Origin of the sequence: Leifsonia araucanica, assembly GCF_051161895.1 — a bacterium.
GTDB lineage: Bacteria > Actinomycetota > Actinomycetes > Actinomycetales > Microbacteriaceae > Leifsonia.
In genome coordinates, this window is the sequence record NZ_JBMBTW010000002.1 from 3,957,241 (window position 1) to 3,970,647 (window position 13,407).

Here is a 13,407-nt window from a genome sequence, read left to right on the forward strand (position 1 = left end):
GGCATGCCCGTAAGACCCGCCCGATGAAATGCCCGGTGTGCGGGCGTCAACTGCAACACCGAAACCGACGGCCGGCTGAACGTCCCTTGAAGCCCGCGCTACGCGTATAAAGCGCCTCAGACCGCCCTGCTGTCTATTGGGGCCCCGCTTCAGAATTCCCCCTAGGCACTCACCCCCCAAAGGGTGCACACTGATCCGAACCGTATGCGATGACGGAGGGGGATATCGCGTGAGGAGACCGGGGGCGGCTGCCGCAGCGCTCGTCGCCGGGCTGCTCCTCGGCCTGCTCGCTCCGGCACTCGTCGCTCCCGCCGCCACCGCCGCCATCGCTGCCGCCCCCGCCGGCAGCGCCACCGTCCCCGGCATCTGGAACGTCCACACCGTGACGTTCCGCTCGCTTGGCCACCCCCTGGCGAGCATCCAGGTGGTGGATGGCGGCCACGCACCACGACAGCCCGCCCCGCCCGCCGCCGACGGCGTCTTCGACGGCTGGGTGACCGGCGCCGGCGGCTCGGAGGTGCCGTTCGACTTCCTGACGACCGTCGTCACTTCCGACCTCGTCGTCGATGCGCGCTTCACCAACACACATACCGTGCAGTTCCTGGCCGGCCCGTCTGCCGCGGACACCCGGCATGTCATCGATGCCGACGAGGTGGCGGACGGCGCCCCGCTGGGCGACATCGCACCGGATGTGTCGCACGTTCCGGATGGGCAGGTCTTCACCGGCGACTGGTACCGGCAGGGCGACGCGTCGCGGACGCCGTACGACTTCTCGTCGCCGGTCACGGCGAACCTGCGGCTCGTCCCGGTCTTCGCGGCCGGTTTCGCCGTCTCCTTCGTGACGGACGGGACCGCGGTCGAGCCGGAGTTCGTGCTCGAGCCGGACACCGAGTTCACGGCGGCCGACCTCGCGGCCGTCCCGCCGCCGACCCGCCCCGGCTACGCGTTCACACAGTGGTGGGCCGACGTGGGCCGCACCCAGCCGATCGCTTTCCCGATCACGGACACGGCGACCCTCTACGCCGGATGGAGCGGCCAGAGCGTCGACTACCACGTCAGCTACTGGCTGGAGAAGGCGAACGTGGTGCCCGCCGGGTATCCCGCGCCGGTGTTCACGCCGGCTGGCGGGGCGCTGCCGAGTTGGGGAGCATCCGACGGCGCCCTGACCCCCGCACAGCTGGGCGACCCGGGCACCTACGACTTCCTCGACGACATCGCCGCGACCGCGACGGCGGGGACGACCGTCAGCGGCCCGGCGGCCAAGGGCGACATCCCCGCCTCGATACAGAGTCTCGTCCGTGCGCAACTCGATCCCGCGAACGCCCAAGCGGACCCGATGACATTCGCCGACCTGGCCGTCAGCCAGCAGAACGTCGCCGTGCAGGGCGACGGCTCCACGGTCGTCAACGTGTACCTGACCAGGGCGCTGTGGCGGGCGGACTTCACGCTGATCAGCCCGGGCAGCTCGCTGAGCGTGTCGGCCCCCTGCGCTCCGTCCACCCTGTACGACATCACCATGACCGTCGGCGGCACCACCTACTACCAGTCGACGCAGCGCGGGGGCGGTCAGCTGCTCGGGACGTTCTCGGTGCGCGAGAAGATCGGCTTCGATATGAAGGCGGCGGACGTCGCTCCGGTGTCCCTGTCGCAAGTGGACGGTTCCGGGCTGATCACCGCGCTCGATTCCGGCACCCAGAACCAGAGTTGCGTGATGCGCGGCTGGGGTCCGCAGCAGGTCACGCCGGATGTGTTCAACGCGACATACACCGCGGCGTACGCGGATGCCGGGTCGGTGAACCTGGCGAACCGTACGACCTCGCTGCAGGGCAAGATGGCCGCGAGCAGGACCCAGAACCTCACCCAGCGATACGTCTACACCGAGACGGTCGACCAGTCGATCACCGCACCGGATGCGGTGATCGGCCCAGGCGGGACGCCGAACGACCCGCTGCACCTCTCCACCCTCTACAACAACGACAAGACGACGGTCAGGGTCGACATCCCCACCGGGCACCGGGTCTTCTCCCCGTTCCGGACGGCCTGGTACTGGGCCACCACGGGGGACAGGCAGGTCGCCAGTCCGATCGAGGGCTTCACTTCGTACGTCGGCTACGGCACAGGGGCAGCCACCATCGGCAACTACTTCCAGCTCGATGCGCCTACCAACCGGCTGTACCAGCTCAAGAACAGCGCCAACACCAACGACAAATACCGTTACCAGTTCTACAGTCGCAACGCATACACGCTCAGCTTCGTCAGCGGAGGCGGCACGGCGATCCCGCCTGTCCCCAACATCCCATACGAGAGCTCTCTGGGGCAGCTGGCTCCCGCCGACCCGACGCGCGGAAACGACGTGTTCCAGGGCTGGTTCACCGACTCGGAGTTCAACGTGCCGTTCCGCTTCGACGGCGCGACGATGCCGCCGAGCAACCTCGTCCTGTACGCCAAGTGGCTGAACGACCCCCACACCGTGCAGTTCTACGACCACCCGTCCACTGTCGATCCCATCGACGGCATCACCCAGATCGTGGAGGACCAGGGAACGGCGACCGAGCCTGCCCCGCTGCCGCCGCAACCGGACGGCCAGACCTTCGTCGGCTGGTTCCAGCGCACAACGGACGGCTTCTTCGTCCCATACGACTTCGACACCCCGGTCGGCGGCGACCTGCGCATCTACGCACGCTGGCAGCAGCCGGCCGCCGCGCCGTTCCCGATGCTCTACGACGGCGACGGGAACACGTGGGGAGCCGTCCCGAGCGACCCGAACCGCTACGACGCCGGGTCCAGCGCGATCGTCGCCGACGGCTCGTCGCTGCGGCGCGGCAACGAGGTCTTCATCGGGTGGCGGCCGGCCGCCGGGTTCGCCGTCGCACGCATCATCACCAGCCCGGTGCCGGGCGACGGCCTCTACCAGGCGGGACGGACCGTCCGTTTCGGCGCAGGGTCCGTGACGCTGACGGCCGCGTACGCGAACCCGGACCCTCGGTTCACCGTGACCTTCCGCGAGAACGCCGGGTCAGCGCGCTCGACAGCGTGGGATGGTCCTCCCGGAGCCTCGATCACCTATCCGGATGCGGCCGATCTGAGCTTCACCGGGCCAGGCTCGGACTTCCTCGGCTGGGCGACCTCGCCCACCGCGACGACCCCTGACCCCGCATACGACCGCCTGGTGGTCTCCACCCTCACGGCCGATCTCACGCTGTACGCCGTGTGGGCCGCCGCCCCCGGCCCGACGCCGACGCCGTCACCGCCTCCGGCCCCTCCGATCACCCCGGCTGGCGACCTGCCTGACACAGGGAGCGATCCGACGGGTGGGCTGCTGCTCGCGACCGCCCTGTTCGCGGCCGGAATCGTGGCTTCCCTGATCCGGCACCGGCGGCATCCAGACAGCTCACGCTGACAGCGACGCCTCGCCGTCAGCGGAACAACTCCATATGATCCCCCACCCACTCCCGGAAGCTCCGCGACGCCCGCCCCATAATGCGCGCATACTCCCCGGACACCGCCGGCTCCGTCCCCACGGCTTCCCGCCAGTCCTTCACGATCTGCCTCACCCACACCTCCGGCACGTACTGCGAGAGCATCGCGACCGATTCCGCTTCGGTCTGCTCGATCACCGACACCGTGCGGCCGATCACCTCGCCGATCGTGGTGACCTGTTCGCGCAGCGTCAGGCGCTCCGGCCCGGTGAGGACGGGCGTCGCGCCGCTCAACGTGTCGCCGGTCAACGCGACCAGCGCAACATCGGCGATGTCGGCTTCGTGGATCGGCACCTGCACGGCCTCCGGATACGGCAGCGGCACCGTGCTCTCGCCCTTCACGCTCCAGCTCCACCGCGCCGCGTTGCTGGCGAAGCCGCCCGGGTGAAGGAACGTGTAGTCCAGCCCGGACGCCTCGATCGCCCGTTCGACGCGCAGGAATCGGGAACCGTTGAAGTCGTCCGACGCTCCGGGGAGAGTCACCGCCGACGACGACAGCAGCACCACGTCCCGGATGCCCGAACGGACCAACTGCGCGACCAGCGCCTCCGGATCCTCGAGATCGGCGTACAGGAAGACCCGATCCGCTCCCGCCAGCGCCGGTCCGAACGAGGCCGGCTCGTTCAGATCCGCGGCGAACACCTCCACCTGCGGCGGCGCGCTCAGCTTCCGCGGATCGCGGCTCGTCGCCCGTACCGGGAGCCCTCGCTCCACCAGTCCAGACACCACCAGGCTCCCAACGGCACCGCTGGCACCCACCACCACAACCGACATTTTTCTTCCTCCACTCACGGACGACGGACACGAACAACGAGTACGAGCCACAATCACGAACAACGTTCGCGAACGATGTTCGTACAGAACATTGATCGTGTCAATTGCTACGATCGGCCCATGACCGCATCCACCGAGCCCGTCTCGCGCCGGGACCGACCAGCGAAGGTCCCACTTTCCCGGCAGCTGATCCTCGATGCAGCTCGGCAGCTGATCCGCGAACGGGGAGTGGAGGCGGTGGCGCTCCGGCACGTCGCTGCCGCGGTCCAGACGGGCCCGGCGTCGCTGTACGCCTACTTCGGCAATCGCGACGTGCTCCTCGAGCACGTCCTCGATTCCGCGTACGCCGAGGTGCAGCTGGTCGATGCCCGCGACGGCGCGTGGCGGCCGGCGCTGGCGGCGACCATCGTCAACACCATCGAGACCCTCGAGTCATACCCGGGCCTCGGCGCGGTCGCGCTGGGCGCCATCCCGACCCGTCCGGGAGCCCTCCGCCTGGCGGAGCACGAGCTCACCCTGATGGAACTCGGCGGCATCGACCAGGATGCGGCAGCGCTCGGAGTCGATCTCATCGCCCAGTTCGCCGCCGCGACGGCCATCGAGCGCACGTCGCACCCCGACCGCGGGCGAGGCGACGGAGCCCGTGAGCGGGTCAAAGCCGTCTACGGCGACGCCGACCCCGCCCTGTACCCCCACGTCGCGAAGCTCGCCGAAGCGCTCACGGGCCCGGATGCGCGCGCCCGCCGCGACTTCGCCATCGACGCCATCCTGAACGGCCTCGCCAGCACGCCGTCCCCGTCGGCCACCGCGCGTCACTGACGCAGCCCCTGTCGGCCAGCCGCGGCTTTCGTGTATACAGAAACCGTGACCACCTTCGAGGAGCTCCTCCACCGCAACCTGCTCGGCGTCTTCAACGAACGCGACGAGGCCAGGCGTCTCCCGGTGCTCGCCGAACTCTACGCACCGGATGCGCGGTTCTCCGACCACGACGGCGTCGCGGTCGGTCCCGCGGCGATCAACGAGAAGATCCGCGAGCTGCACCACCGCACTCCCGGCTTCGTGTTCGTCCCCGGGGCGTTCCACGAGGTGCAGGATCTCGCCACCGTCGAGTGGTCATACGGTCCGGCCGGCGCGGACCCGGTCGTGCGCGGCACCGACGTGGCGCTCATCCGGGACGGCCGGATCGCCGCCCTCTACGTGTACCTGCGGTAGAGAGCGGCGCGCGCGACCGCCTACTCGGTCAGATCCTCGACGCTCGCGCTTCCCGCGTTCGTCTTCACCGACTCGATCCCGTTCTTCGCCGACGCCTTCGACTTATATCCCTCGGATACCGCGATGATCTCGCCGTTCCCTGCCTTCAACCGGAAGCGGTATTCGCCGTTGCTGGACTGATAGATCTCGAACTTCCCGGCCATCGTTCGTCTCCCTGTTCGCTGCAGCTCCTGTGCTGTCAGACGAGCACACCCTAGCGGCAGCGGTCGCTCCCCGTCGAGAGGCAGATTCGTCGATGAACCCCTCGCATCCGCACCCGTAACGATATATCGTTGACTATCGTTACCGACTCGATCCGGAGGTACACCATGAACACGTCCTTCCCGGCCGGCGCCACCGGCCCCGGACTCAACGCCGACACCATGTGGCAGGCGTTCGAACAGCTGCGCTCCACCTTCGAAAAGCGCGTCACGCCGCGCATGGGCCGCGGCGATGTCCGCGCCGCCGTCCTCGTGCTGCTCGCCGAGAAGCCCATGCACGGATATCAGATCATCCGCGAGATCGAGGAGCGCAGCGGCGGCAGCTGGAAGCCGAGCGCCGGTTCCGTCTATCCCACGCTGCAGCTGCTCGCCGACGAGGGGCTGCTCACCGCCGAGGAGTCGAACGGCCGCAAGACGTACGCGCTCACCGAGGGCGGTCGCGCCGAGGCGGAGGCCGCTGGTCCTGCGCCGTGGGAGTCCAGCGCTGGCAACACCGCGGACGGCTCGGGCTTCGGCGCCCTTCCGAAGGCCGCCTTCGAGCTCGCGCAGGCCGCCGGCCAGGTGCGCCGCACCGGCACGCCCGCGCAGGTCGACCAGGCCGCCGCCGTGCTCGACGAGGCGCGGCGGAAACTGTATTCGATCCTCGCCCAGGACTGACGCGGGTGTCGTCGGTTCGTCCCGCTCGTCCTGAAGCACAGGGCGCGGGGTCGACGCGCGCCCGCTACCGCCGCATCCTGCGCTTCGCCGGCTGGAATCTGGCCGTGACCTGGTGGTACGAGCTGTTCCTCCCGCGGATCGGCCTGCAGAGGGTCGCCGATCGCACCCGGTCGAAGCGGATGCGGCGCTTCGCCCAGCGGTTCCACGGCCTCGCCGTCGAGCTCGGCGGCCTGATGATCAAGGTCGGGCAGTTCATGTCATCCAGGCTGGATGTGCTGCCTCCCGAAATCACCGCCGAGCTGGAGGGGCTCCAGGATGAGGTGCCTCCCGTCTCCTTCTCGGCCATCCGGGAGCTGGCGGAGGCCGAGCTGGGCGTCCCGCTCGGCCAGGCGTTCGCGCAGGTCGACGAGACGCCGGTCGCCGCCGCATCCCTCGGCCAGGCGCACCGTGCCCGCCTCGCGCCGGCCGACGCGGCGGACACCGGACTCGATGGCGTCGTCATCAAGGTGCAGCGCCCCGGCATCGGCGCGATCGTCGACGTCGACCTCGCCGCGCTGCGGAAGGTCGGCGGCTGGCTCAGCCGCGTGCGGCTCGTGTCCGACCGCGTCGACATGCCGGCACTGGTGGAGGAGTTCGCGACCACGAGCCTCGACGAGATCGACTACCTGCACGAGGCCGCGAACGCCGAGCGTTTCGCCGAGCAGTTCGCCGGGGACGCCAGAGTGGCGGTGCCCGAGGTGGTTTGGGAGCGCACGACCAGGCGCGTCCTCACCCTCCAGGATGTGACGGCCATCAAGATCACCGACACCGACGCGTTGGATGCGGCGGGCATCGACCCCGCCCAGGTGGCGCCGGTCTTCGCCTCCGTCATGTTCGACCAGCTGTTCACGAACGGCTTCTTCCACGCCGACCCGCACCCCGGCAACATCTTCGTCACGCCGGTCGCGCCCGTCACCGCGGCAGCCTCGCCAGCACCCGACGCACCCGACGCACCCGGCGCACCCGACACCCGGCCCTGGAAGCTGACCTTCATCGACTTCGGCATGATGGGCGAGGTCCCGTCCTCCACCCGCAGCGGCCTGCGCAAGCTGCTGATCGCCGCCGCCTCCCGCGACGGTCGCGGACTGGTGGATGCGATGCGCGACGTCGGCGTGCTCCTCCCCACCGCCGAGACCACCGAGCTCGAGAAGGCGATGACGCACCTGTTCGCCCGGTTCGGCGGCATGGGGTTCGCCGAGCTGCGCGAGGTCGACCCGCGCGAGTTCCGCGACTTCGCCGCGCAGTTCGGCGACGTCGTGCGTTCGCTGCCGTTCCAGCTGCCGGAGAACTTCCTGCTGATCATCCGCGCGATGTCGCTCACGTCCGGGGTGTGCAGCGCGCTCGACCCCGAGTTCAACCTCTGGGACTCGGTCGAGCCGTACGCCGCCCAGCTGCTCCGCGACGAGCGGGGGAACGTCGTCCAGGATCTCGCGAAGCAGGCCGTCGAGATCGCGGGCATCGCCCTGCGCCTGCCGAAGCGGGTGGATGCACTGCTCGACCGCATCGACGACGGCACCGTCGAGGTCCGCTCTCCGCGACTCGAGCAACGCGTCGCGTCCCTCGACCGGACGGCGAGACGCGTGGTCTCCGCCATCCTGTTCGGTGCGCTGCTCATCTCGGGCGCTGTGCTGCATCCGGGGGAGCCGGTGTTCGGCATCGTCCTGATGGCGCTGTCGGTCCTGCCGTTGCTGCATGCCCTGTTCGCGGGCCGGCGCAGACGCTAGCGGCGCCGGCGCTCGCTACAAACTGTCCGGGTCCAGATTCAACGACGTGGATGCGTACAGGAACTGGTTCCCGCCGTCTCCCGGCAGATCCGGGTTCAGCCACAGCAGATACTCCACCGGGATCCCGAACCGCGCAGCCACGTCGGTCGGGTTGTCGCCCGGCGCGATCGCATAGCGCTTCGGCGCGCCGCTCGCCGTGGTCGACGAGACCGTTCCCGTCGCGCCCTGCCTGGCCCCGCCATCCACCGGGTGCACGTTCGACTCCCGCACCGGCACCGACCAGTGGATGCTGTTCACCGCCAGCACCTTGTCCGGCCCGAGCTCCTGCGGCACACCGTCGGCGGAGGCCGCAGCCGAGTACGTGACGAGGGTGCCCAGGTACGACGGCTGCCCGACGTCGCCGAGCAGCGCCGACGACGATGCGCCGGCGGTGGTCGGCCCGCCGAGCGGGTGATCGCCGACCCCGTGGAACGTCAGCCCGTCTCCGACGCTCGGCGGGATCTCCAGCAGCGTCACGGACACCGGGACGGGGACCGACGACGTGAACCCGGAGTATTCGGCCGTGTACGTGTTGTTGCCATTCGACACGATCCGGTAGTGGAAGTGGATGCTCCCCTTCGGCGATGCGACGTCGCCCTGCGCGACGACCGTGCCCGCGGCAACCGGTGTCAGCGTCGCGGGCGGGACGGGAGCAGCGGACGGCGTCGCGCTCCCGACGGCGCCGGTCGCCGTGTCGGAGGTCCGCTTCGGCGTCGGCGTCGCCGAATGCGTCGTGTGCCGTGCGCCTGTCGGTGTCGGCTGAGCGCCCCCGAAGAGCGCGCATCCGGACAGAACGCCCGCGATCACCGCTCCGACGCCCAGCGCCGTCGCGAAACGGCGCGTCTTCCCCCTGTGAACCATGCTTCTCCCCGTGTGGCTCCGACGAGCCTAGCGGGGCGGCGGGCGGAAGCGACAGAGCGTCGCAGCCGCCCGCCGGAATATCACGCGCTCAGCAGAACCTTGCCGACGCGCCCTGCCTCGTTGCTCGCTGCAACGGCCGCGTCGATCTGATCCAGCGGGTACGTCCCCGCCACCGGCAGCGTCAGGGTGCCGTCCGACACCCGGGCGATCAGCTCGCCGAACAGCTTCCCGCGCACGTCCGCCGGCATCTCCTTGCTGACGACGCTGCCCCAGAATCCCTTGACCGTGGCCTGCTTGAAGATCACGTCACCGGATGCGAGTTCCAGCGTCGGCGACGCCATCGCGCCGAACACCACGAGCGTGCCGTTCACCGCGAGCGTCGAGAGCACGTCCCCGGCCGATGATCCGCCCACCGAGTCGATGCCTACCGAGATCGGGGCGCCGCCGGTGAGCGCTGCGAGTTCCTCGCGCCAGCCGTCGCCGTCCGTCGCGATGACGCGATCGATGCCCTGAGCGCGCAGCTCGTCGACACCGGCAGCGCGACGCACCAGTCCGACCACGTTGATCCCGCGCGCCGCGCCGAGCTGGGCGACCATCCGGCCGACCGCACCGTTCGCCGCGTTCTGGATCAGCCAGTCGCCCTCGTGCAGATCGAGCGAGTGCAGCAGGCTGAGCGCGCTGAACGGCATCGAGACCAGTTGCGCTGCCGACTCGTCCGGCAGCGCATCCGGAACCGGGATGAGACCGGCTGCGTCGGCGACGAAGTACTGCGCCCACACACCGAAGGTCCCGCCCGTGACGACCCGCTGGCCGACCGCGAGCGTGTCGACGCCCTCGCCGAGCGCATCCACGACGCCGACGGCCTCGGTTCCGGCCTGCGCGGGCAGCGACGGCTTGAAGCCGTACGTGCCGCGCACCGTCCAGAGGTCGTGATTGTGGATGGGGGAGAGCAGCGTCCGCACGCGCACCTGGCCTGCGCCGGGCTGGGGGAGCGGCCGCTCTTCGACGGCGAGGACCGTCTCCGGGGCGCCGAACTCGTGGTGCACGAGCGCCTTCATCGTCTCGGTCGCCATGGCTCAGTCCTCCGAGACGGTGATCGTGACGTCGATGTTGCCGCGCGTCGCGTTCGAGTACGGGCACACGAGGTGCGCGGCGTCGGCGAGCGACTGCGCCTCCGACGCCTCCAGGCCGGGGAGGACGACCTCGAGCAGCACGGACAGCTGGTATCCGCCTTCGCCGTTCGGGCCGATCTGCACGCGTCCGCCGACGGACGAGTCGGTCAGCGTCACCTTCTTGCTGCGCGCGACCGCCTGCAGGGCGGAGTGGAAGCAGGCCGCGTATCCAGCGGCGAACAGCTGCTCCGGGTTCGTGCCTGCTCCGGAGCCTCCCATCTCCTTCGGAACGGCGAGGTCCAGTGCGAACGAGTTGTCGCTTGTGGCGACGCGCCCGTCACGGCCCGCTCCTGTCGAGAGGGCTTCTGCGGTGTAGAGGACGTTCATCGGTGCCTTTCTTGTGCTTTTCAGTGCTCGACCGGCTGGTGCGCGCTCACGGCGTGCATCGTCTCGGTGAGATGGTGGAGTGTTCCGATCAGGGCCGCTGCCGACTTCTCATCGGGCAGGCCTGTTCCCGCGGCGATCCTGGCCGGGATGTGCGCGAGCTCGGAACGCAGTTCCCGCCCGCGGTCGCCGATGGCGACGGTGACGACGCGTTCGTCCGGCTGCCGCCGTTCGCGCCGCACCAGCCCGGCCTGCTCCATCCGGCGCAGCAGCGGGGACAGGGTCCCCGAGTCCAGCTGGAGGTGGTCGCCCAGCGAGGAGACGGTCTGGTCGCCCTCGATCCACAGCGTCACGAGCACGAGGTACTGCGGGTAGGTGATTCCCCACGGTTCGAGCAGCGAACGGTAGGCCTGGGTCGTCGCACGGGTGGCGGCGTACAGGGAGAAGCACACCATCTCATCGGTCACGGGCATATCTCGATGATTGCACGCAATTGAGTTGTGCACAACCTATCGGGGAGAATCGCGCTTGCTAGGCTCGCTGACCATGCCTGCCACTCCGCCGCCCGCCGTCGACACCTCGCTCCTGACCGCGGTGCGCACCCTCCGCGGCCCGCGCCTCCGGCTGGAGCCGCTCGGTCCCGAGCACCTGGATGCGGTCTGGGGCGGACTGCAGGATGAGGAGACCCTGCGTCTCACCGGCACCCGCACCCGGTTCGAACGGGATGCGGTGGCGCGCCACCTCTCCTCCATCCAGTCGGCCGACGACCGCGTCGACTGGGCCATCGTCGACGAAGCGACGGGGGAGTATCTCGGCGAAATCGTCCTCAACGAACTGGAGGAAGAGGATGCGGCGATGAACTTCCGGATCGCGCTCCTCCCTGGGAACCCGGGCAAGGGATACGGCACGGAGGCGACCACGCTGGCTCTCGATTACGCGTTCGGCGAACTCGGCCTGCACCGCGTCACGCTGGACGTCTACTCCTTCAACCCGCGCGCCCAGCGCTCGTACGAGAAGGCGGGCTTCGTCATCGAGGGGCGCCAGCGCGACACCCTCTACTGGGACGGCGAGTGGGTGGACTCCATCCTCATGTCCGTGCTCAGCACCGACACGAGGCCGTCGTACCTGGCCTGAGACGCCCGGGCGTGTCGCCCGAATTGGGGTACAAACTCGTGTCCTCCATTTGACCCACAGACGGAACATTCTGGCTAGGCTCTGGACGAAACGCAGTCACGTCAACCCGAAGGACACGCTGTGAACCCGAACACCCTTTCCTACAACCATGCCCACGACGAGGCCCGACGACAGCTCCGGCGTCACGAACGCGACCTGCAGTGGGCGAAAGATCGCCGCCGCCAGCAGGAACGCGAGCTGGCAGAGGCGCGCGCACTCCTGGCCGCCAGCCCGGCGACCCTCGTCTGGACTCCGCTGACCATTGCGGCCGTCCTGCTCGTCGCAGACGCCGTGCTGGTCTGGGGCGTGCTGAACTCCTCCCTGCTCGGAAGCACCGGCTTCATCGCGGTGTGGGCGGGCGCGGCCTTCGCGGCCATCGTGATCGCGAAGGTGACCGTCTCCCTCGTCCGGCTGCACGGCCGGCGCCGGGCGGCGCGCAAGCGGGTGCAGGTGCGGGATGCGCGCCTCGCGCACACCCAGTTCCACATCGAGGAGAGCCTCGCCTCGTTCATCGACGGCCACCAGGTCGCCCGCGCCACGCGCTGACCGGAGCCCGCCTACTCCTCGCCGACGTGGATCCCGGCTGCCACCGCCGCCTCCCGGTATGCGGTGGCCAGCTGGGGGAGCGAATAGTGCGCGTTGAGTCCGCTCGGGCTCGGCACCACCCAGACAGTGGATGCGCCGAGCATCCTGTCCTGTCGGCCGGGCACCGCGCGTGGTTCGGCGAAGGCGATGCGGTATGCGGTCACGCCGAGCAGCGCGATCACGCGCGGACGGTACGTCTCCGCCACCCGCTCGAGTCGCCCCCGCCCGGCGATCAGCTGCTCGTCGGTGAGCTCGGACGCCTTCGCCGTCGCGAAGTTCACCAGGGTGGTCAGCCCGACCTTCCGGCGCGCGAGGTGGTCGCGGTCGTCGGGGAGGAAGCCCTCGGACGAGTCGATCACCCTGTCGGTGATCCCGGCCAGCCGCAGCGCGGGGTAGAAGCGGTTGCCCCGGTTGGCGAAGCTCGCTCCGATGGCCGCACTGCGCAGTCCGGGGTTGATGCCGGCGAAGACGAGTTCGACCCCGTCGCTGAGAACGTCCGGCAGCTCGGCGCCCCGGTACGATTCGAGCTCCGCGCGCGTGAACCTCACGCCGCAGCATCCGGATGCTCGCGGAGCAGTCCGGCCAGCACGGCGGCCTCGCTCATGTCCGGGTCCTTCGTCGCGGTCAGGAGGGTGAGGGTGCCCGACGCGGCGATCCCGCGCAGTCGCTCCAGGGCATCCGTCCGCTGCGGGTCGGCGAGCTCGGCCGTGTATCGCTCCGCGAACTCGTCGAAGCGGGCGGGGACGTGCCCGTACCAAGTGCGCAGTTCGGTGGACGGGGCGATCTCCTTGTCCCACGCGTCGAGGTGGGCGCGCTCCCTGCTCACGCCGCGCGGCCAGAGGCGGTCGACGAGCACGCGTGTCCCGTCGTCTGCGCTCGGCTTCTCGTAGATTCGCCGGACCCTGACGCGTGGTGTGTCGGTCATCGTCGTGTCCTCCGCTCGCGTGTCCTCTGTCCCAGCATCCTCGCATCCGGGGCGGAGCGCGGATAGGGTCGGGGAGTGACGTCAGATCCCCGCAAACGCCGCCGTTTCGTGGCCGTGGGGCCTCGACTTCTTCGCGACGCGCCCGGGATGCAACCGTGATTTGCGAGCATTCGCGGTAATGCG

At 69.6% G+C, this 13,407-nt stretch carries 15 protein-coding genes; 7 read left to right on the top strand and 8 right to left on the bottom strand.

Features of this window, described 5'->3' with window-relative positions:
• The first annotated feature begins 229 nt into the window (after positions 1-229).
• Positions 230-3,400, top strand: a complete 3,171-nt coding sequence (locus ACN6M5_RS18965; RefSeq protein ID WP_434952242.1) for an InlB B-repeat-containing protein — start codon at positions 230-232, stop codon at positions 3,398-3,400.
• 16 nt (positions 3,401-3,416) lie between these two features.
• Here ACN6M5_RS18965 and ACN6M5_RS18970 read toward each other — a convergent pair whose 3' ends face one another.
• Positions 3,417-4,253: an SDR family oxidoreductase gene (locus tag ACN6M5_RS18970; protein WP_434952244.1), complete on the bottom strand. Its 837-nt coding sequence runs from the start codon at positions 4,251-4,253 to the stop codon at positions 3,417-3,419.
• A gap of 120 nt (positions 4,254-4,373) precedes the next feature.
• Between ACN6M5_RS18970 and ACN6M5_RS18975 the strand changes: the two genes are divergently transcribed.
• The gene (locus ACN6M5_RS18975) at positions 4,374-5,072 is read left to right on the top strand and encodes a TetR/AcrR family transcriptional regulator (RefSeq protein WP_434952246.1); all 699 of its coding nucleotides are present in this window, start codon (positions 4,374-4,376) and stop codon (positions 5,070-5,072) included.
• A gap of 45 nt (positions 5,073-5,117) precedes the next feature.
• Entirely contained in the window at positions 5,118-5,465 is a 348-nt protein-coding gene (locus ACN6M5_RS18980) for a nuclear transport factor 2 family protein (RefSeq protein WP_434952248.1), read from the top strand.
• A 20-nt stretch (positions 5,466-5,485) separates the two neighbouring features.
• Here the strand turns inward: ACN6M5_RS18980 and ACN6M5_RS18985 are convergent, their stop codons facing one another.
• The gene (locus ACN6M5_RS18985; RefSeq protein WP_085371400.1) at positions 5,486-5,668 is read right to left on the bottom strand and encodes a YegP family protein; all 183 of its coding nucleotides are present in this window, start codon (positions 5,666-5,668) and stop codon (positions 5,486-5,488) included.
• 165 nt (positions 5,669-5,833) lie between these two features.
• Between ACN6M5_RS18985 and ACN6M5_RS18990 the strand changes: the two genes are divergently transcribed.
• Positions 5,834-6,382, top strand: a complete 549-nt coding sequence (locus ACN6M5_RS18990; RefSeq protein ID WP_434952250.1) for a PadR family transcriptional regulator — start codon at positions 5,834-5,836, stop codon at positions 6,380-6,382.
• Between the two features lie 5 nt (positions 6,383-6,387).
• Positions 6,388-8,145: an ABC1 kinase family protein gene (locus ACN6M5_RS18995; RefSeq protein WP_434952252.1), complete on the top strand. Its 1,758-nt coding sequence runs from the start codon at positions 6,388-6,390 to the stop codon at positions 8,143-8,145.
• Between the two features lie 15 nt (positions 8,146-8,160).
• Here ACN6M5_RS18995 and ACN6M5_RS19000 read toward each other — a convergent pair whose 3' ends face one another.
• From ACN6M5_RS19000 to ACN6M5_RS19015, 4 genes are all read right to left on the bottom strand, one after another.
• Positions 8,161-9,045 (bottom strand): LysM peptidoglycan-binding domain-containing protein, encoded by an 885-nt coding sequence (locus ACN6M5_RS19000; RefSeq protein ID WP_434952254.1) that lies wholly within the window; start codon positions 9,043-9,045, stop codon positions 8,161-8,163.
• Positions 9,046-9,125: 80 nt separating this feature from the next.
• The gene (locus tag ACN6M5_RS19005; RefSeq protein ID WP_168690793.1) at positions 9,126-10,103 is read right to left on the bottom strand and encodes a zinc-binding dehydrogenase; all 978 of its coding nucleotides are present in this window, start codon (positions 10,101-10,103) and stop codon (positions 9,126-9,128) included.
• 18 nt (positions 10,104-10,121) lie between these two features.
• Positions 10,122-10,544 (bottom strand): organic hydroperoxide resistance protein, encoded by a 423-nt coding sequence (locus tag ACN6M5_RS19010; protein ID WP_085371404.1) that lies wholly within the window; start codon positions 10,542-10,544, stop codon positions 10,122-10,124.
• A gap of 20 nt (positions 10,545-10,564) precedes the next feature.
• Positions 10,565-11,014 (bottom strand): MarR family winged helix-turn-helix transcriptional regulator, encoded by a 450-nt coding sequence (locus ACN6M5_RS19015; protein WP_179150889.1) that lies wholly within the window; start codon positions 11,012-11,014, stop codon positions 10,565-10,567.
• 73 nt (positions 11,015-11,087) lie between these two features.
• Here ACN6M5_RS19015 and ACN6M5_RS19020 point away from each other — a divergent pair, with 73 nt between their 5' ends.
• On the top strand, positions 11,088-11,675 hold the full coding sequence (locus ACN6M5_RS19020) for a GNAT family N-acetyltransferase (RefSeq protein WP_434952257.1): 588 nt from the start codon (positions 11,088-11,090) through the stop codon (positions 11,673-11,675).
• A 120-nt stretch (positions 11,676-11,795) separates the two neighbouring features.
• A complete protein-coding gene (locus tag ACN6M5_RS19025) occupies positions 11,796-12,260 on the top strand; it encodes a hypothetical protein (protein ID WP_434952259.1) in 465 nt (154 codons plus the stop codon).
• Positions 12,261-12,271: 11 nt separating this feature from the next.
• Here the strand turns inward: ACN6M5_RS19025 and ACN6M5_RS19030 are convergent, their stop codons facing one another.
• Positions 12,272-12,847 carry a mismatch-specific DNA-glycosylase gene (locus tag ACN6M5_RS19030; protein WP_434952261.1) on the bottom strand — a complete coding sequence of 192 codons (576 nt, stop codon included), beginning with the start codon at positions 12,845-12,847 and terminating at the stop codon, positions 12,272-12,274.
• Positions 12,844-13,224, bottom strand: coding sequence for a DUF488 domain-containing protein (locus tag ACN6M5_RS19035; RefSeq protein WP_434952263.1), 381 nt, complete (start codon positions 13,222-13,224; stop codon positions 12,844-12,846). Before ACN6M5_RS19035 ends, ACN6M5_RS19030 begins: the two co-directional genes overlap by 4 nt.
• Positions 13,225-13,407 lie beyond the last annotated feature (183 nt).